The organism is Pseudomonas chlororaphis subsp. piscium (assembly GCF_003850345.1).
In the GTDB taxonomy this organism is placed as follows: domain Bacteria; phylum Pseudomonadota; class Gammaproteobacteria; order Pseudomonadales; family Pseudomonadaceae; genus Aquipseudomonas; species Aquipseudomonas piscium.
The window spans coordinates 1,606,473-1,626,064 of record NZ_CP027707.1; the positions used below are offsets into that span (position 1 = coordinate 1,606,473).

Genomic DNA, 19,592 nt, shown 5'->3' on the forward strand with positions numbered 1-19,592 from the left:
GAGCGCCCATATGAAAGGGACTCCTGAAGTAATGGCTGGATGAAGCCTTGTCTTGGGATCGTTCTGATTCAGGGATACGGCCTTTCCTGATATCAGTTTGATAGTTGTTTAGTTGTGGGGTCAGGCCTTGTAAAGGTGTTAACCGGGAGTAACAGTACGAAGTGCCAATATTCCGACGGGCGGGTGTTTTGGTGTCAATATTATGTCGATGTGTTTTTGGCGAAATGCTCGCAGGCACCCAGCACTGGCGCGGCTCGATGAGCTGAAACCCTTGTGCGACAAGGGCTGGCTGGGTCATGCCGGTGCTGGACAGCCGCAAGTTGCAGCGTCAGCGGTTAAAAAAGTCCGCCAGAGCATTTTTCTGGCGGGCTTTTTTCATGCTGCCTGGACTTCAGTGTCTGGGGAGTGGCGCCCTGAACAAAGTTGCCTGTCCAACGCTTTGAGAAATGTCTGATATTCGCTCCAAGGAGTTTTGCCTAGCCTGACCCCTATTCAGTGAACGGGCCGCGGCATATTCAGGTGAGGCAGGGAGGCGGATATGAATAGGCAGGATGTACAGGCCGGTGCAACGCCGGAGGCGGCAGGTTTCAATGCGGACGTGGGTGCGGATGACGAGGTGCTTCAGGCTATCCGGGTCGGTTCCGCCGTGTCGTTGCTAGAGGTGCTTGGCAGGCTCATGGACCTTGCTGGCGACAATGAGCAAATCGCCCGACGGCTCATCGACGATGTAAGGACCTACCAGCTCAAAGACCTTGAGCTGTTGCGGGCGTACTGCGAACAAAACGATCGGCAAGCCCTTGCCAGGCTGTGCCACAAAATGGCGGGTGCAGCTTGTGTGCTGAAGTACCAGCCGCTGATTTCCAGCTGCCAGCAACTGAGGGAAGTCAGTATCGCAGGGGCCTGGCCGGTGCTGTTGGAAAGGGCGCAGCTGGTCGAGCAGGCGTTGCTCAACCTCAAGGACATCTGTCTTGTAGCCATACAGGATGATGGGCCAATCAATCTGAGAGAACTGCCTCGTGAGCGCTGATTCCTCTGCTGCTCTAAGAGCGTCGTGCTCGATGTCCCGTCGCAAAACCGATAAGACGCTGATTCTGGAACGGACAGATGTCCATGCGCTGCTGGGTTTCGCAAGAGGCCTATATGATTCCTTTCTGCCTGGCTATTTCAATCAGGGCCAGAAGGTTGGTGGTGTTGAATTTCTTCAAGAGTCTTACTTTGTAAGTGCTGACCGTTTTGTGGCTGATAAGCAGAGTCGCTGCAATCTCCCTATTGTTAAGACCCTGCGCCAATAACCTTAATGTGGTGATTTCCCTGTTGGTCAGCTGGGAGGCGGCAATGCTTTGCATCTGGTTGGTGTGAATGCTTTCCTGCAATAGGAGCAGAGAACTTTCAGGGAAATAGGTATGCCCTGATAACAATGCTTTCACTGCGTCTCCCACCTCATCCAGCGCTTCGTCCTTGCAGATGAAGCCTGCTGCGCCCCCATGCAAGCAACGTACGGCAAAGTTCTTCGAGTCGCTGGACGTCAATATCAGCGTTTTTACCAGGAAGTTATTTGCCTTGAAATGAGTGAGTACGGATAAGCCGTCCAATTGCGGTAGATCGAGGTCAAGTATCACCAGATCCGGTTTATGTGTGCGAACAACTTGAATGGCGTCGACGCCATTGTCTGCCTCGGCGACGATATGGTGCCCGTTACGTTCAAGTATGACTTTCAATGCAACCCTGACCAGGGGGTGGTCGTCGACTATGACTATGGATCCCATAGTGTGCTCTCTCTATATTGGTTATGCGTGTAGGTTTTATATTTTTACTCTCTATATTCAATTCTTCTCATTGAGGTTGGGCCTTTTTGTCGGCGCTCATTGCGCAGGCCAGCGGGTAGACTCCTTTCATTTTTTATTGAGTAGCTAGTTGGCCTGGTTCAGGCTACTGCGACGCGAGCACTTGGTAGAGTTCAGCTAACACGCAACGCGTTGAAGAAGTACACAGTCTTGTCTCATAAGTAAAGACGAAATCAATGGGCGGTTTATTAAGATATTTCTGATGGGTGCTTCGGCCGTCTCTCAATTCAAATTCGAAGGTTGATCGGTAAGCTACGGCTTCCTTTGGGTGTTCTTCATGGGGCACCTAAAGGAGCTTGCTATTGTTGTCGACCCATCGACTTAGACTTTGAATGAGAGAGGCTTGGGCTGCTATGGCTGGCGCGATTTGGTCATGGCTGAACCGGGAGGACGATCAAACTGATTGCACTTCTTTTGCCGATCAACGTGAACAAGGAAATCACATGAAACGCACATCTTTACTATCCCTGGTAACTTCCAGCTTGATGCTTGCTGCACTTGTTCCTTCGTTATCTCATGCCACTGATGGCGTGGTTAACTTCTCTGGCAGCATCTCTGACGTGACTTGCAATATCAACGGCCAGGCACCGGGTGAAAACAACATCACCAACGTGGAACTGGGGCGCATCTCTCCTTCGATCTTCAAGGCCATTGGCGATGCTTCTCCGTTCGAGAAGTTCGCGTTGGTACTGTCCGGCGCGCAATGTGCCAATGGAACCAAGGTCGTCGTTGATTTTGACCAGGTGGGTAACGTCGACGTGGTGACCGGGAACCTCAAGCTGATCGGCGCCGCGCCTGCCACCGGTGTGCAGATCCAGGTGTTCAACGACGATGTCGCGGCTGGTACGAAAGTCCCACTCGGTCAGTCGGAAGCCACGCCACAACTCGCCACCGTTGCAGGCAACACGGCAACCCTCAAGTTCAAGGCGAACTATGTTGCGACCGCCGCCACCGTTGGTGCGGGTTCGGGTAACTCCTTCGTTCGATACACCCTGTCGTATAAGTAAAGGCAAGCGCCCGAGGAGTGATTCATGACGCCGAAAGCGCGTATTTTTTCTTCTTTCGTTCTCGGCGTCATGTTCTTGGGCGTATGTTCTGGAACCGCACAGGCGTCGGTAGTCATCCAGGGCACTCGGTTGGTTTATCCGTCGGATGCTCGTGAAGTTACAATAAAAATGAACAACACCGGTGCTTCTGCTTCATTGGCCCAAAGTTGGATTGATGATGGTGATTCAACTAAAGGGCCAGAGGAAATGAAAGTTCCATTTTTGGTGTCCCCTGCGGTGATTCGCCTGGATCCGGATAGTTCAGCTTCACTGCGTATTTCCTACACGGGTGAAGAACTTACAGAAGATCGGGAATCCTTGTTCTGGCTCAATGTACTGGAAACGCCTCCGCGCAAGGAAGTCGATGAAAATGTCTTACAGTTTACCTTCAGAACCCGAATCAAAGTGTTCTTTCGACCCAAGAACTTGAAGTCGGATGTGGACTTGGTGGCGAACAAACTCGATTGGCAATTCAAGCAAGCCAGTCATCCGGATGGAAAAGGCAAAGTCGAGAATCGCCTGGGAGTTCAGGTAAGCAATCCGACGGCGTATTACGTGTCTTTCGGCAAGATCGAAGTTGCCCTGGATGGGCGAAGGGTTGCAGTTAAAGATGAAATGATCGCGCCATTCAGTAGCGGGTTTTTCCCATTGCCTGAACAGGCTCCTCAGACTTATCGGAAAGCCTCTGTTCATTACGAGGTCATTAATGACTTCGGTGGACGGCGCGTACTTGAAAAACCGTTGTCCCTGTAACTTTTCTCACCCTGCAGTTTTTGTCATCTCTATGACCTGGCTGCATGCCGGTATCGAATATGTTGAACGTCCAGCGTAGTTATCTGGTTGTTTTTGCTTGTGCGTTAGTTTCGTACGGTTGGAGTCCAGGTCGGTTTTTTCTATGTCTTGTTTCTACGGCGGCTATTGTCATGGCGACTGAAACATGGGCTGAAACTTTCACTGCCGAGCCCGCGGGGCAGGGCGTGGTATTCGATTCGCAGATGTTGTTTCAGACCGAAGGTGCCCCCATCGATACCAGCCGCTTTGAGCGCCAGGGCTTTCTCATTCCGGGCAACTACCGCATCGACCTGTTGGTCAATGGTCAGTGGCGCGCCACGCAGAACATCGAGTTTCGCGACACCCATGGGCCGCAAGGGGGCCAGCCTTGTTATGAGCGTTCGTTGCTGGTCCGCACCGGTATCGATCTGGACAAGGCGGCTTCGGCGCAACCTTCCTCCGAAAGCATGCCGGAGGGCACCTATTGCGCAGACCTGGCTCGCTACATTCCTGGCCTTACCACAAAGATCGATCTCAAGAAGCTGACGATCGATCTTTCGGTGCCGCAATATTTCCTGCAGAAAGGCCGGTCGAAAACCTATGTCGATCCGGCGAATTGGGATCGCGGCATTTCTGCAGGGCTGCTCAACTACAACACCAACCTGTTCAGCGCACAGAATAACGGCCGAACCCAGACCAACGCTTACGCCGGTCTGAACATGGGGCTCAATATGGGGTCGGTGCGCTTGCGGCATAACGGCACCCTGACCTGGTCCCCGGAAGCGGGTAGCCGTTATCAGCGTGGCTCCATCTACGGCCAGACCGAATTGCCGGCATGGCGTTCACAGTTGCTGGTGGGCGAAAGCGTCACCGATGCCAATCTGTTCGACTCCGTATCGTTTCGCGGTGCCCAACTGACCAGCGATGACCGGATGCTGCCCGACAACGAGCGTTTTTACGCGCCCGTTGTCCGGGGGACGGCCAGCTCGAACGCCAAGGTATCTATTTATCAACGTGGTTACCTGATCTCGGAAACGTCCGTTGCGCCGGGACCCTTCGAAATCAGCGATCTTCAAGCCGCCAGCTTCGGCGGCGACTTGAACGTCACCGTGACCGAGGCCAACGGGAAGAGCAGCAGCTTCACCGTGCCATTCGCCACGACTGTTCAGTTACTGCGCCCTGGGAACTCCCGATATAGCTTCACCGCCGGCCAGATCATCGATCCTGGGCTGCGCGGCAGTAACCAGTATGTGCTGCAAGGGACAGCCCAGCGCGGTCTGGATAACGACATTACCGGATACATCGGCAGCGCCGTCACGGGCAGTTATATGTCGGTACTGATGGGGAGCGCGCTCAATACCGATGTAGGAGGTTTTGCCTTCGATGTGACCCAGGCCAAAACCAACGTGCCCAGGAGGGGCCGTCTGAAGGGGACGAGCCTGCGTCTTTCCTACAGCAAGAACCTGCCCAATAGCGGTACCAACTTCTCGTTACTGGCTTATCGCTACTCGACCAGCGGCTATCTGGGACTGCATGACGCGGTCGCATTGCAGGACTTCGTCGAGGGCGGCGAACGGGTGGAAGCCTTCTCCCGGATGCGTGACAGGCTGGATGTGAATATCAGTCAGCAGTTGAAGGCCACTGGCGGGCATTTCTATGCCAGTGGTTCGGCGCTCAATTACTGGAATAGACAAGGCAAGGCCCTGAGCTTTTCCACGGGTTACAGCAATCAGTGGCGGGGCAACAGCTATTCCTTCGCCGTACAACGCACGTTGGGACAGAACCGGTATTCAGGGCGTCGGGCAGTCAGTAGCAATACGACCTTGAGCTTGACCCTTACGATCCCGCTGGGCCGTGAGACCCGGGGCGCAACGGTGCTCAATAACTTCGTCAGTCACGACCAGAGTACGGGAACTCATTTGACCAGCGGCGTTTCCGGGACAGTGGACGACGCGGGCAAAGCCTCCTATGCCGTGGCTGTTTCCCGTGATGCTAAGCAACGGGAAACCAGCCACAACGCCAGTCTCAATTATTCCTTGCCCCAGGTGGCTTTGAGTTCCAGTTTTTCCCAGGGCAGCGATTACCGTCAGGCATCCGTCGGCGCGTCCGGCGGCATGATCCTGCACCCCGGCGGCCTGACGTTCGCCCAGACCCTGAGCGAAACCATCGGCCTGGTCTACGCGCCCCATGCCCTGGGCGCGGGAGTCGGTTATAGCGGGGCGCGGGTGAACGGCAGTGGCTACGCCGTGGTGCCCAGCCTGACGCCTTTCCAGCTCAATACCGTGGATGTCGATCCGCTGGGCGTGCCCGACGACGTCGAGCTGCAGGTGAGTTCGCGTAACACGGCACCGGTGGCGGGGGCCGTGGTGATGCTGGCGTACCCGACCCGCAAGGCGCGTTCTTTCCTGATCAACAGCCTGCAACCCAATGGCGCGCTCCTGCCGTTTGCCGCGATCGCCACCGACGCCGAGAGCGGGGTGGAAATAGGCGCGGTCGGCCAGGGCAGTCGCCTGGTGCTGCGCAGCGAAAAGGACCAGGGTTCGATTCGTGTCGAATGGGGCGATGAGCCCGGGCAGCAATGCCTGATCGACTACCGCCTGCCCGAGCGCGGTGCAGCCTCTGCCAAGGTGGCTGAGGCGAAGGGCTATGAGGTGTTCGACCTGCCATGCCGCCCGGTACCTCCCGACACTGCCGGGGCACCTGCTCAGGTGAGGAGCGACTGATGCAGCAGGCATGCGGCTTGTGCCGCCCCTCGGCCATGGCTCGGTGGATCTGTGGTGGCCTGATGTCGGCCTGGTTGCTGATGTCGCTGTGCGCCGACGCCCAGGCGGCGCTGGCCATTACCGGTACGCGCTTCATTTACCCGGCCAATGCCTCGGCGTTGACGGTCAGGGTCGGCAATACCGGCGATGCGCCGATCCTCCTGCAAGCCTGGCTGGACCGGGGGGATACGCGCGCCGACCCGAGCCGTCTGACGGTGCCGTTCGTACTGTCGCCGCCCATTTCACGGTTGGACCCACAACAGCGCAGCGCCCTGGTGGTGCGTTACACCGGCGAACCCTTGCCCGGCGATCGCGAGTCGGTGTTCTGGATCAATTTCCTCGAAGTGCCACCGGTGACGACCACCGACAGCAATCTGCTGCGCCTGGCCTACCGCATGCGCATGAAGCTGCTGTACCGCCCTTCAGGCCTTGCCGGCAAGGCGGACGAGGCAATCGGGCAAGTGGTCTGGAGCCTCGACAAGGCCCCCGGAGCAGACGGGCAGATGGCGCTGCTGGCCACCAGCCGGGCGCCTTACTACGTGTCCATCCCGCAGCTGGAACTGGGCAGCGGAGCTCAATCGGTCAGTTGGCAGGGGATCACGCTCGAGCCTTTCGGCACGACACGTATCGCCCTGCCCGCAACAAAAAAGGCAGCCGTCGCCAGCGCGACGGTCGTTCGTTACCAGGTGGCGATAGACAGCGGGGAGACGCTGAGTGGAAGTGCGCGGTTACAACAGTAGTTTTGCGACGGACAGAGTCGGGACGAGTGCGTGGTTATGCGGTTGCGATCGAGCGCCTGATGGCGCGAGACCGGCGGGCATGAGTCTGGGGCGGCGTGGGTCGTGTTTCGTCCTGGCGGCGTTGCTGCCATTGGCATTGCCTAATATCGCCCTAGCCTTGCAGGTGCCTAACGCCGGTCAGGCGATGCGTGATATCGAGTCGGTCCAGCCGGCTCAGCCAGCCCCTTCGGAGCTGGAGTTGGATCTGCCCAAGGCCGAGACACCTGCCGCACCGGCAGCCCCGGACACTTCCGGGATCCGGGTGCAGGTCGAGACGTTTGCCATCGAGGGCAACCAGGTTTTCAGCACCGAGCGTCTGCAGGCGCTGCTGGCCGACCTACAGGGCCAGGAGCTGGACCTGGCCGGTCTGCGCGGGGCCGCGCAGCGTATTACCGACTACTACCAGAAGCAGGGTTATGTACTGGCCCGCGCTTTCCTGCCACCCCAGGACATTGAAAACGGCCTGGTGCAAATCGCGGTGGTCGAGGGGCGTTACGGGCGCATCGAAGTGCAGAACCGTTCGCGTGCCCTGGATCAAGTGGTGCGGGCGCCGCTGTCGTCGCTGAACAGCGGCGAGGCGGTATACGACGCGGACCTGGAACGCAGTCTCTTGCTGTTGAGCGACCTGCCCGGGGTCCAGGCCCGAGGCACCTTGCGTCCTGGCCAGGAGTACGGGACCACCGACCTGGTGGTCGATACCGAGTCCGGGCCACTGTTGAACGGCACCCTGGAGGCGGACAACTTCGGCGGTTATTACACCGGCGAATACCGCCTGGGGGGCAGCCTCAACCTCAACAACCCCTTGCGCCTTGGCGACCAACTGAGCCTGCGCGCGATGCGCAGCGACGAGTCGCAGCGTTATTACCGCGCGGCCTACCAGTTGCCGGTCGGCCCCTGGTCGACCCGCATCGGCGGGGCGTACTCGGAAATGAGCTACCGCCTGGGCAGGAACTTCGAGGTACTGGATTACCACGGTGTCGCCAGCTTCCGCAGTTTCTTCGTCGCCCAGCCACTGGTGCGCAGCCGGACCTTCGACCTCACTGCGCAACTGCAATACGAAGACAAGCGGCTGCGTGATGATATCGACCTGTTCGAGTTCAGCAGTCGCAAACAGATCGACCTGTGGACCCTGAGCCTCAGCGGCAACAGCCAGGACCGTTTTTTCGGGGGCGGCCAGAGCTTCTTCGATCTGTCCTACGGCAGCGGGCGGTTGCGCTTCGGCGACCGCGAGGAGGAAGTCCAGGATGGCCGCACCGCGGGGACCTCGGGCGAGTTCGCCAAGCTCAATCTCAATGCCGCGCGCCTGCAGCGCCTGAGCGACCGCTTCCAGCTCTATACCCGGCTGAGTGCGCAATGGGCCAACAGCAACCTGGACAGCTCGGAAAAGCTCGGCCTTGGCGGTCCCTACGGTGTGCGCGGCTATCCATTGGGTGCTGGCAGTGGCGACCAAGGCTGGCAGGCCAGCGCCGAACTGCGCTACGCCCTGGCCCCGCGCTGGCAGCTCAGCGCCTTCGCCGACAACGGCACGGTCAAGGTCAACCGCCAACCCTGGACCTCCGAAAACAATACCCGCCGGCTCACGGCGACCGGTATCGGCGCCAGCTGGGCGGGGCCTTCGCAGCAAATCAACCTGACGCTTGCCTGGCCTCTGAATGACAACGGCAACAACCCGGAAAAGCCGGAGCGCCGCCCCCGGGTCTGGATGAACGCAACGCAATATTTCTAGTACCTGCTCGTAGCAGGAGTGGTGTCGTTCTGCAAATGGTTTGCAGAGCGTTCTTTAGTGAAGAGGGCGTTACCGTGAACAAAATGTATGCACTGGTTTGGAACCAGGCCCTGGCATGCTGGAATGTGGCTCATGAGGGCGCGCGGCGCCGGCGCAAGTCGGGCGCACGCAAGGGCATGGTCGTGGCGGCTGTCAGCCTGCTGGGGGTGGGCGCCATGTCTTCGGCATTCGCCCTGCCAACGGGAAATACCCATGTGTCCGGAGACGCCAATATCCTGACCTTCAACGATGGCAAGGAAATGTCGATCAACCAGAAAAGTGACAGGCTGATCACCAACTGGAACGACTTCAGCGTCAAAAAGGGTGAGAAGGTCTCCTTCCACCAGCCCACTAAAAGCTCGGTTGCACTGAACCGTGTGGTCGGAACCAATGCCAGTGATATCCAGGGCCAGATCAATGCCAACGGCCAGGTGTTTCTGGTCAACCCCAATGGCGTCGTGTTCGGCCAGGGCGCCCAGGTCAACGTGGGGGGGCTGGTGGCTTCGACCCGGGACATTGCCAATAAAGACTTCGAGGCCGGCAACTACACGTTCTCGGGCAACTCGCCGGCGGAGATCATCAACAACGGCGACATTATTGCCGCCCAGGGCGGTAACGTGGCGCTGCTGGGGACCAACGTGCGCAACGATGGGGTAATCCAGGCGCAAATGGGCCGGATCGCGCTGGGCGCGGGGGACAAGTTCACCCTGAACTTCGACGGCAACAACCTGCTCAACCTGCAAGTCGAGGGTGCCGCAGTGGATGCCCTGGTGAAAAACGGCGGCCTGCTCAAGGCCGACGGTGGCCAGGTGCTGATGACCGCCAAGAGTGCGGACGCCATGTTGCAGACCGTGGTCAACAACCAGGGCACCATCGAGGCCAACACCCTGCGTGGCACGGCCGGCAAGATCACCCTCGATGGCGGCGACATGGGCAAGGTGCTGGTGGGCGGGGCGATGACTGCCAGCGCCATCGGCACCGTGGGCAATGGCGGTGTGATCGAGACCAAAGGCGCGAACACCGAGGTGCAACTGGCGACCCGGGTCAATACCCTGGCCAGCAACGGCCAGACGGGCAACTGGAAGATCACTTCGAGGTCGGTCAAGGTCAATCCGACAGCGGCCTCGGGCACCGACACAGTCTACGCCGACACCTTGTCGAACAACCTGGCGACCACCCATATCGAGCTGGCCAGCAGTGTTGGCGATGTAGTGGTGGGCGGCCCCGTCACCTGGAACAGCGGCAATCAGTTGAAGCTGTCTTCCAAACGCAACATCGAGGTCAATGGCGGGCTGGCCAGCACCGGTATCAAGGCCCGGGTCGAGATGAATGCTGAAGAAACCATCCGGCTCAACGGCAACGTGACCCTCAGTGGCGCCAATGCCAGCCTCGGGCTGAACCATGGCAGCGGCTATGCCCTGGGGCAGGACGCGAAGGTCACCTTGTCCGGTAGCGGGGCTTCGTTCGACTCGAATGGTGCGCTCTACGATGTCATTCAAAACACCGCCCAGCTGCAGGCGGTCAATAACAACCTCAATGGCCGGTATGTCCTGGGGACCGACCTCAAGGGTTCCGGCGCCTTCAAGTCCATCGGCGGCAATAGCGCTTTCGCCGGCGCCTTCGACGGCCTGGGCAATACCATCAGCGGTTTCACCGTGACCAATACCGGGCCTATGGTTGGCCTGTTCGCCGGCAACTCGGGCAGTATCAGTAACCTGAAACTGGCCAACATGACGGTGAATGGCACTACCTCCGGAGCGGGCTTCAGCTATATCGGCGGCCTGGTGGGGTTGAACACCGGCACTCTGACCAACGTCAGCACCACTGGTCTGCGGGTCAACGCCAACGCCTCGAACACCAACGTCGTGGGTGGCCTGGTCGGGCTCAATTCGGGCGGTGTTATCAATCGCGCATCGGTGGCAGTCAACTCCTACGTGAATGGCAACGCCTACACCTCATCGGTGGGTGGCCTGGTCGGTGAAAACGTTTTGGGTGTGACTGGTCCCGCAAGCATTACCAACAGTTTGGCGAATGTCGCCATCGGCGGGTACCTGGCACGTACCTTTGCAGGCGGTGCCGGTGGCCTGGTCGGGACCAACAGGGGCGGTTACATCGCCGACTCTTCCAGCAGCGGTTCAGTCGGTAACAACTCGTGCAGTTATGTGGGCACGAATATGGGCGGGCTGATCGGTTACAACCAGACCGGTACGGTCGAGCGCTCGAGCTCCTCGGCAGCGGTGCGGGGTAACAGCGCCAGCAATATTGGTGGGCTGATCGGGTTCAACACCAACAGTGCGGTCAGGGAGTCCAGCTTCAGCGGCACGGTCAACGGCTACGGCAGTGCATCGGCAGGCGGGCTGATCGGTTACAACCAGAACAGCACGTTGAACGACGTCAGGACCAGCGGTACGGTCAACGACACCTCGGGCACCCATGTGGGTGGTCTGGTCGGTCAGAACTTCTACGGCAAAATAGACACCGCCGAGGTTCTGGCCAATGTCACCGCGGGCACCAACAGCAATACCGGCGGGCTGATCGGCAGCAACTACGGCGGTTCTGTCAGCCATGCCGTGGCTCGCGGCAAGGTCATTGCAGGCACCAACAGCCATGTTGGCGGACTGATCGGCAACAACGACGGTGACTTGAACTCGGTCGAAGCCAGTGGCGACGTCCGGGCCGGTACCAACAGCTTCGTGGGTGGCCTGGTGGGCACCAACGGGCGCACCCTGGGCTCGGTCATCGAAACCGCTACGGCCAAGGGCGCTGTCTATGGCGACCAGCGCAGCGTCATCGGTGGGCTGGTGGGGCAGAACCATGGCCAGATCCTCAACTCCCTGGCCCTGGGGCCGGTCAGTGGCAGTTATTACGCGAGTCTGGGAGGGCTGGTGGGGTTGAACATGGGCACCGTCCGTCAATCGGTGGCCAGCGGTAAGATCAACGGCAACGGCAATTACCCGAGCTACCAGACCTACGGTGGCCTGGTCGGCGTCAACTATGGCGAGATGAAATACAACTCGGCATTGGGCGAGGCGGCCCAGGTGCCTCTTGCCGGCCTCAACGTCGGAGTCATCCAGTAACCCTCGGTACCTCCCGCTGATACCCAGGTATCGCGAAGGTCTCGATACGCCATGCTGCGGCATGGCGTATCGGTTTTATCGATTCATCCCCCTCTTTCAGGATGAGCCGCGACGCGGATCGTCCATCTAAACGAAGCCCGGTCGATCAACGCGGCCGTGCTCAAGCAGCACATGGAGAATGGCCCCCATGACCTACCCATTGGCATTCAGACCTGTCTGCCACAGGCGCCGGCTTTACCGCACCGTCCAGGCATTGGCCTGCCTGTTTCCGAGCCTGATCGGTGCGATGGCACAGGCCGCCGTGCTGGAAAGCCAGGCGATCGACTGCACGTTCAGTAACGGCGCTGGCCGGCCCTGGGTGGAAGTGACGCCATTGACCAGCACCACGCCGGTCGGCGCTGTCTTGTGGCAACGGCCGGTGGCACTGATCACCAACTACAAGTATGGCGGCACTACCGGCAACAAGGCCCATGAGCTGGTATCTGCCGCGTACTGGACCGCGGGCACGCCATTGTCCGATGCCATCGCGCCAACCAATATCAGCGGCATCGGTTTCAAGATTGCCGTGAGTTCCTCGGACGGTGTGCTCAGGGACATCACCCAGACGCCCAAGCCCGTCGCGCTGGAAAAGAACCTGGTTCTGTTCGACCCCAGCGTTGGCCAGAACCAGCGCTCGCTGATGGTGACCAACTACCTGCAATCGCTGATCCTCACGGTGCCCCCCAGCCAGTTGCCCAGCGGCGAGCTGGTGATCAACCGGGTCGCCGGCAGTTCGGGACTGATGCTGTATGCGGTCGACTTGCTCAAGGATGTGGCCAGCCTGGGGGGGCAGGTCGATATTCCGAGCGACAACATACCCATCGGCATTTGCCGCAAACCCTACCCGTTGATGGGGCCCGCTATCATCAATATGGGGGGCGGGACCGGGCCCATTATTCCCAACAAATGCGAGGTGGAGTCGTACAAGACCATCCCGGTGAAGCTTGGGCGTTTCTCCCTGGCCAATTTTCCCAAGGTGGGTTCCACCTCGTCGCCGGTGCCGTTTCGCATCGAGCTGAGCCAGTGCGCGTTGAATGCCAGGCCGCAGATCACCTTCACCGACAAAGTGCCCGGCCACACCGACCCGTCGGTGCTCAACCTGACGGCTTCGCCCAACAGCGCCAAGGGCTTCGGCATCATCATGATCAACGACCTGAACCAGCAGCGGATCAAGTACGACGGCACCCTCTACGACATGCAGCGGGTGGGCGACAGCGCGATCATTCCCCTGCGGGCCGGCTACATCCGCACCGGCAGCGATGCCGAGCTCAAGGTCGGCGATGCCGATGGCGCGGCGGAGTTCACCTTTACCTTCCCTTGAGTCATTCCGGCTTGAACTAAGGCCCTTCGATGGCGATAGACGCCGTTGCGGGGCCTTTCTACACTGGGCTCCGACCTGGGGATGGAGCACGCGGATGAATCGCAACGAACTGCGCAAGGCCGATATCAACCTGATGGTGGTGTTCGAAACCCTGATGCTCGAGCGCAATGTGACCCGGGCGGCGGAGAAGCTGTTTCTCGGCCAGCCGACCATCAGCTCGGCGCTCAATCGCTTGCGCGCGATCTTCAACGATCCGCTGTTCATTCGCGTGGGCCACCGGATGGAGCCGACCGCCCGCGCCGAGGAGCTGATCCAGCACCTGTCGCCGGCGCTGGATGCCTTGTCCTCGGCCTTGAGCCTGACCCATGATTTCGATCCCGCCAGCAGCACCATGACCTTCCGCATCGGCCTGTCCGACGACGTCGAGTTCGGCTTGTTGCCACCGCTGTTGCGGACCTTGCGCCAGGAAGCGCCGAATGTGGTGTTCGTGGTGCAGCACGCGGACTACTGGCGGATCCCGGACCTGCTGGCCGCCGGCGACATCACCGTGGGCATCAGCCAGACCCGTGGGCTGCCGGCCAACGCCAAGCGCAAGCTGCTGCGGCATATCCAGCCCAGCGTGCTGCGCGCCGATGCCAGCGACACGCCGCTGACCCTCGACGAATACTGTTCGCGCCCGCATGTGCTGGTGTCGCATACGGCCAATGTCAGCGGCTTTGCCGATGAGTGGCTGGCCGAGATCGGCCGGCAGCGCCAGGTGGTATTGTCGGTGCCGCAGTACAGTGCGCTGCCGGCGTTGCTGGCGGGGACCGACATGATCGCCAGCCTGCCGGACTACGCGGCGGCGGCCATGGCCGCGTCGGGGCAGTTGTTCCAGGAGCCGTTCCCGTTCAAGACCCCGACCCTGGACCTGTCCATGGTCTGGCTCAGCCATGTCGATACCGACCCGGCCGAGCGCTGGCTGCGTTCGCGGCTGGAGGCCTTCATGAGCGACCGCGACGTGGCGCCGCCCAAGGCCCATTGAGCTTCTTATCCCTTGGTAGAGGATTCAGGCAGGCGTGTAGTATGGAGCGCCTTTTTCCTCACCTTTCAGGGAGCTCTGCCATGCCTCATCTGCATATGGAATACACCGCCAACCTGCCGCAACTGGATGCCGACAAGGCCTTGCTGCGGTTCAACCACGCGTTGGTGGCGTCCGGGCAGTTCGCTGAATACGACATCAAGAGCCGCGCGCGCAAGGTCGAGACGTTTCGCGTCGGCACCGGTCTCGGCGAGCGGGGATTCGTGCATGTGAAGCTGTCGTTGCTCAGCGGGCGTTCGCCAGAGATCAAGAAGCAGCTTTCGCAAAGCCTGCTGGCGGTGTTGCAGGAACTCTGCGAATGGCCGGCCGGCGTCGAGTTGCAACTGGCGGTGGAGATCCTGGATATCGACCGCGAGTCCTACGGCAAGCTCAGCATCGGTCACTGAGCCGGAATGCGGCAGGGCCTGAACCTACAATAGGCCCTGCTGCGCGCAGACCTTGACCACCTGCTCGCGGAACCAGGTGTTGGCGCTGTCCTGGTCGGTGTGCGCGCTCCATTGCATGTCCAGGGTAAAACCCGGCAGGCCGTTGGGCGCTTCGCAATGGCTGAACACCGCGTCGTTGGTCAGCAGCGCCTGGATGCGCCGCGGCAGGGTCAGGATGAAGTCGGTGCCGGTGATCATCTTCAGCGCCGCGCTGTAGCTGTTGGAGCGCGCGACGATCTGCCGCCGATGGGCCTGGCGGGCCAGCCAGCCGTCGACCATGTTGGTGGTCGAGGTCCAGGGCGTGGGGTAGACATGCCGGCGCTCGACGAACGACTGCAGGCTGAAACGCGGTTCCAGCGGCGGCGTCGCGCGCTTGTCGAAGACACACACCAGATCATCCTCCAGCAGCATCTGCGACTTGAGGTCCGGGTGGTTGTGGTGAAAGTTCGGGCCGAAGCAGATCACCAGGTCCAGGCTGCCGTCGCGCAGTTCATCGGCGGGAATGTCGGTTTCCAGCTTGTGCACATTGACCGACACCGGCAGGTCGGCGAAGTCGAAGCCCTTGAGCAGACGGGGCAGGATCAGCAGTTCGAAATATTCCGGCGCGCAGACATTGAAGGTGACGGCCTGGCGGGTCGGGTCGAAGGCCTGGACCCCGGAGTGGCACAGGTTGATGCTCTCGAGAACCTTCAGCACGTGGCTGTACATGGTGGTGGCTTTGTAGGTCGGACGCATGCCGGTGCGGGTGTTGATAAACAGCTCGTCCTCGAAGCCGGTGCGCAGTTTTTTCAGGCAGTAACTGACGGTCGACTGACTGACGCACAGGGTTTCCGATACCCCGGTCACACTGCTTTGCTCGTACACGGCGACGAACACCATCAAGTCCTGCATATCGAGCTTTCTAAGCAAGTTACTGTTCAGCATCAGTTCCGTCTCGTTAAGCACCTCGCGCGGTCGTGCGCAAACTCGCCTGATGCTAACGGAACGATCGTCCTAATTGAATCCTTGCCCCGGGGTTTCACGGATAACGAGGGGACAATTAATTCCGATAACACGACCTGCGCAGTGTGGAGCAGCGCTTGGCGGCTTGTCCCTGTGTCTTGTGCGTTCAGCCGAGCGCCGGTGCCGGCCGGCGGCTGCCGAGGATCAGCGCGAGCATGCCCAGGCCCACCAGCAGCGTGCCGAGCAGCTCGCTCGGCAAGGGTTGCCGGCCCAGCCCGAACCAGTGGAAGAGGGCGATGAACAGGGTGCTCAGGTAGATGTAGGAAATGACCGTGGCCGGCGCGATCACCCCGATGGCCCGGTGTAGCAGCCAAAAAGTCGCCAGGGTGGCGAACAAGGCCAGGTACAGCAGCCACAGACCATCGTTGAGAGTGAGCAGGGCGGCGCTGCGCCAGCTACCGCCCGGCAAGCAGAAGGCGAACAGGAACAGCGCGCCGAACAGCATGTTCCAGAAGGTCATGGCGGCCGGGCTGCGATCTTTCAGGCTGGTGGCTTTCAGCCGTTGGCTCAGTGGCGAATAACAGGCCATGGCCAGGCAGCCGACCCCATACACGCCGACCGCGTAGAGCGACGGCATGCCCTCGGCGCCGCCGCCCCTGAAGGTCAGCAGCATGGCCCCGGCGGCCGCCAGCAGCATCGGCAACAGGCGGTTTTTTGCTGGGCTGCCGCTCAGCAGAACACTCTCGAACAGCAGGGTCAGCAGCGGTACCAGGGCAAACAGGATGCCGGTGTTGACCGCCGAGGTATGCCGCAGCGCCTCGAACAGCGAGGCGAAGTACACCGCCAGCAACAGGCCCAGCACGGCATGCGCCCGCAACCCGGCGCGGGTGATCCGGAACGCGCCGTTGAGCCACAGCGACGGTACGAACATCAGGGCCGACAGCAGCAGGCGCAGGCCGGTCAGCAGGAGCGGGTCGACGGCCTGGCTGACCTGGGCCGCGGCGAAGAACGAGGCGGCGATCAGCACCGCCCATAGCAGCATGCCGAGGTGGGCGTTGAGCAAGCTGGCGGGTTTCATCGGTGCGTTTCCCAGGTCATTGGAAGTGGCGGTGGTAATGCCGTGGATCGAAGCGCAGGACCATCAGGATCATCAGCGCCATGACCGCGGTCAGCGACCACCAGGCCCACTCGAAACTGCCCAGGCGGTCGCGGATGATCCCGGCGAGCAGCGGCGACAGGCCGGCGATCAGGTAGCCGATGCCTTGCACGAAGGCCGTCAGGCCACCGGCGCGCCGCGGATTGTCCAGGTGGTCGAGGGACACGATCAGGCTCATGGGAAACAACCCGCCGATGCCCAGGCCGAGCAGGCACGGCCAGAGCAGGCTCAGGTGCTGCGGGCTGAGGATCAGCCCGCAGAAGCCGGCGATGATCAGCACCAGCAACGCCACCAGCACCAGGCGGCGGTCCTGGCTGCGGTTGGCGATGGCCGGCGTCACCAGGCCCGAGACCACTTCCATGGCGGTGAGAAACCCCAGCAGCAGGCCGGCGTTCTGTTCGCTCCAGCCCTGCTCCACGTAGTAGGGGGCCAGCCACGCCAGGACACAGGTGTAGGACGCCGTGCCCAGGCCGAAGAAGATCGCCAGCAGCCAGGCGCGACGGTTGCCGGCAAAGGCTTCGTGGCGGGTTGCGGCGCCCGGCAGTTTCGGCATGGCCGCCCGTTGCGCGTACCAGAACAGCAGCGCCAGGACCGCCAGCGCCGCCCAGATCGCCAGGCCCAGGCGCCAACTGCCGGTGCGGCTCATCACCAGCGGAGCGAAGGACGCCGCGACTGCCGCGCCGCCCATGATCGAGGTGACGTACAGGCCCATGAACAGCGAGACATTGTCGGGAAAACGCGACTTGATCAGCGCCGGCATCAGCGCCTGGATCAGGGCGATGCCGAGGCCGGCGAGCACGGCGCTGAGGATCAGCTCGGCCGCCGAATCGAGGAACAGCCGCGACAGGGTGGCCAGGCCAATGACCAGCAGCGAAATCACCACGCTGCGGTGCTCGCCCAGGCGCTGGCCGATGCGCACGCCGAAGAACATCGCCAGGCCCATGGCCATGACTGGCAGCATGGTCAGCAGCGCGGCGCCGCTGAAGCTCAGGGCGATATCGCCACGGATGCTGGACAGTAAGGGGCCGACGGCGGCCATCGACGGCCGCAGGTTCAAGGCCACCAGAATCACGCTGAGCATCAGCCAGAAGGCGGGGCGGGTTGTTGCGCGAACGTTTTCCATAACCAGGCCTTGAAGAATTCAGGCGCTGATTAGGCGGGGAGGGGCGTGGTTGGGGCAAATCAGAAAGTTTGCAGGACTATCTAAAAATTAAATAACACCTGCGCAGGCTGCGCTGGGCTGCGAAGCGGCCCCCAAACCTGCGCAAGCGGTCTGCCGGAAGCACCGCGTTGCCGGTTCGCCAGTCCTGCGGCCTGGATCGCAGCCTGCGGCAGCGGCTACAGGGGGCTCAGAACGGCTTGGTCGGCAGGTACTTGCCATCCAGGGTGATCACCGCGCGGGAACCGCCTTCCGGGTCTTCGACTTTCTTGATGTCGAGCTTGAAGTTGATGGCGCTGATGATGCCGTCGCCGAACTGCTCGTGGACCAGCGCCTTGAGGGTCGAACCGTAGACCTGGAGCATTTCATAGAAGCGGTACACAGTCGGGTCGGTGGGGATGCCGCCGGGGATGCTGCCGCGCGACGGGATGCTTTGCAGCAGGCGGCTGGCGTCCTGGTCCAGGTCGAGCTTGCTGCAGACCAGGTCGGCGGCCGCGGCCGGCAAGGCGTGCTGGCCGAGCAGGGCGGCGGTGACGAAGGCCAGGCTCAGGCCGGTGCCGTCGGTGAGTTGTTGCCACGACAGGTTCTTGCGCGCCTTGGCATCGATGATGGTGTCGGCCAGGGCCAGGCGTGGGGCTTGGGCGAATTGGGATTGCAGCATGTCGAGTTCCTCTTTGGGGATGGTGCAGCGGTTGTTGAAAAGGCTTGTGGAAAAAAGAGCACTTAAGCCGCGTGTCGCGGTTTGCCGACCAAGGCGCAGGTGTCGGGGTGTTCGGCCAGGGACACGAAGCCCTGGCTCGGGCCGTCCAGCGCGGCAATGTCGCCGCTGGCGATGTCGTAGACCCAGCCGTGCAGGTTCAGCCGGCCCTGTTCCAGGGCCAGGGCGACCGCGGGATGGGTCTTCAGGTTAGCCAACTGGGCGATCACGTTTTCCCGCACCAGGGCATCCAGGCGGGCCTCGTCCGAGACGTGGCTGCGGGCGGCATTGACCACCTTGGCCGACTCGGCATGGCGCAGCCAGTTGGCCACGGCCGGCAGGTGGTCCAGGCATTTGCAGGTGGAAATGGCGGTCATGGCGCCGCAGTCCGAATGTCCGCAGATCACGATATCGCTGACCCCGAGCACCGCCACCGCGTATTCCACTGTGGCCGACACGCCGCCCGGTTCCGGCCCGTAGGAGGGCACGATATTGCCGGCGTTGCGGATCACGAACAGATCGCCCGGCTCCTGCTGGGTCAGCAGTTCCGGTACCACCCGGCTGTCGGAGCAGGTGACGAACAGGGTGCCGGGGTTCTGGGTGGTGGCCAGCTGCTTGAACAGCTCGCTGCGTTTCGGAAAGGCTTCGCGCTGGAACTTGAGAAAGCCGTCGATGATGTGCTGCATGGTGGTTCTCCTTGCATCGCTGATGGCGCAAGGATGGGAAAT

Annotated in this window: 16 protein-coding genes; 10 read left to right on the plus strand and 6 right to left on the minus strand. The window is 60.9% G+C overall.

Annotated features, from left to right (window positions below; all coding sequences use genetic code 11):
- The first annotated feature begins 538 nt into the window (after positions 1 to 538).
- Entirely contained in the window at positions 539 to 1,027 is a 489-nt protein-coding gene (locus C4K38_RS07360) for an Hpt domain-containing protein (protein WP_053277824.1), read from the plus strand.
- Positions 1,028 to 1,136: 109 nt separating this feature from the next.
- Here C4K38_RS07360 and C4K38_RS07365 read toward each other — a convergent pair whose 3' ends face one another.
- Positions 1,137 to 1,766 (minus strand): response regulator transcription factor, encoded by a 630-nt coding sequence (locus C4K38_RS07365; protein WP_053277825.1) that lies wholly within the window; start codon positions 1,764 to 1,766, stop codon positions 1,137 to 1,139.
- Positions 1,767 to 2,287: 521 nt separating this feature from the next.
- Here C4K38_RS07365 and C4K38_RS07370 point away from each other — a divergent pair.
- The 9 genes from C4K38_RS07370 to C4K38_RS07410 all read left to right on the plus strand — a co-directional run bounded on the left by C4K38_RS07370 (position 2,288) and on the right by C4K38_RS07410 (position 14,871).
- Positions 2,288 to 2,851 (plus strand): fimbrial protein, encoded by a 564-nt coding sequence (locus tag C4K38_RS07370; RefSeq protein WP_053277826.1) that lies wholly within the window; start codon positions 2,288 to 2,290, stop codon positions 2,849 to 2,851.
- A gap of 24 nt (positions 2,852 to 2,875) precedes the next feature.
- Positions 2,876 to 3,643 (plus strand): fimbrial biogenesis chaperone, encoded by a 768-nt coding sequence (locus tag C4K38_RS07375; protein WP_081001442.1) that lies wholly within the window; start codon positions 2,876 to 2,878, stop codon positions 3,641 to 3,643.
- 170 nt (positions 3,644 to 3,813) lie between these two features.
- Complete coding sequence (locus C4K38_RS07380) at positions 3,814 to 6,384, plus strand: fimbria/pilus outer membrane usher protein (RefSeq protein WP_053277828.1); 2,571 nt, start codon at positions 3,814 to 3,816, stop codon at positions 6,382 to 6,384.
- The gene (locus tag C4K38_RS07385) at positions 6,384 to 7,163 is read left to right on the plus strand and encodes a fimbrial biogenesis chaperone (RefSeq protein ID WP_053277829.1); all 780 of its coding nucleotides are present in this window, start codon (positions 6,384 to 6,386) and stop codon (positions 7,161 to 7,163) included. Before C4K38_RS07380 ends, C4K38_RS07385 begins: the two co-directional genes overlap by 1 nt.
- 79 nt (positions 7,164 to 7,242) lie before the next feature.
- Entirely contained in the window at positions 7,243 to 8,928 is a 1,686-nt protein-coding gene (locus C4K38_RS07390) for a ShlB/FhaC/HecB family hemolysin secretion/activation protein (RefSeq protein ID WP_053277830.1), read from the plus strand.
- A gap of 74 nt (positions 8,929 to 9,002) precedes the next feature.
- Positions 9,003 to 12,044, plus strand: a complete 3,042-nt coding sequence (locus tag C4K38_RS07395; protein WP_053277831.1) for a two-partner secretion domain-containing protein — start codon at positions 9,003 to 9,005, stop codon at positions 12,042 to 12,044.
- 187 nt (positions 12,045 to 12,231) lie between these two features.
- Complete coding sequence (locus C4K38_RS07400) at positions 12,232 to 13,404, plus strand: fimbrial protein (RefSeq protein WP_053277832.1); 1,173 nt, start codon at positions 12,232 to 12,234, stop codon at positions 13,402 to 13,404.
- 94 nt (positions 13,405 to 13,498) lie between these two features.
- A complete protein-coding gene (locus C4K38_RS07405) occupies positions 13,499 to 14,428 on the plus strand; it encodes a LysR substrate-binding domain-containing protein (protein WP_053277833.1) in 930 nt (309 codons plus the stop codon).
- Between the two features lie 80 nt (positions 14,429 to 14,508).
- A complete protein-coding gene (locus C4K38_RS07410; protein ID WP_025805041.1) occupies positions 14,509 to 14,871 on the plus strand; it encodes a 5-carboxymethyl-2-hydroxymuconate Delta-isomerase in 363 nt (120 codons plus the stop codon).
- 24 nt (positions 14,872 to 14,895) lie between these two features.
- Here the strand turns inward: C4K38_RS07410 and C4K38_RS07415 are convergent, their stop codons facing one another.
- The 5 genes from C4K38_RS07415 to C4K38_RS07435 form a co-directional block, all read right to left on the minus strand.
- Positions 14,896 to 15,834, minus strand: coding sequence for a LysR family transcriptional regulator (locus C4K38_RS07415; protein WP_025805042.1), 939 nt, complete (start codon positions 15,832 to 15,834; stop codon positions 14,896 to 14,898).
- Positions 15,835 to 16,018: 184 nt separating this feature from the next.
- On the minus strand, positions 16,019 to 16,930 hold the full coding sequence (locus tag C4K38_RS07420; protein ID WP_053277834.1) for a DMT family transporter: 912 nt from the start codon (positions 16,928 to 16,930) through the stop codon (positions 16,019 to 16,021).
- A gap of 16 nt (positions 16,931 to 16,946) precedes the next feature.
- A complete protein-coding gene (locus tag C4K38_RS07425; RefSeq protein WP_053277835.1) occupies positions 16,947 to 18,131 on the minus strand; it encodes a cyanate transporter in 1,185 nt (394 codons plus the stop codon).
- A gap of 226 nt (positions 18,132 to 18,357) precedes the next feature.
- Positions 18,358 to 18,828, minus strand: coding sequence for a cyanase (gene cynS / locus C4K38_RS07430; RefSeq protein ID WP_009042607.1), 471 nt, complete (start codon positions 18,826 to 18,828; stop codon positions 18,358 to 18,360).
- A gap of 62 nt (positions 18,829 to 18,890) precedes the next feature.
- Positions 18,891 to 19,550 (minus strand): carbonic anhydrase, encoded by a 660-nt coding sequence (locus tag C4K38_RS07435; RefSeq protein WP_053277836.1) that lies wholly within the window; start codon positions 19,548 to 19,550, stop codon positions 18,891 to 18,893.
- Positions 19,551 to 19,592: the final 42 nt, after the last annotated feature.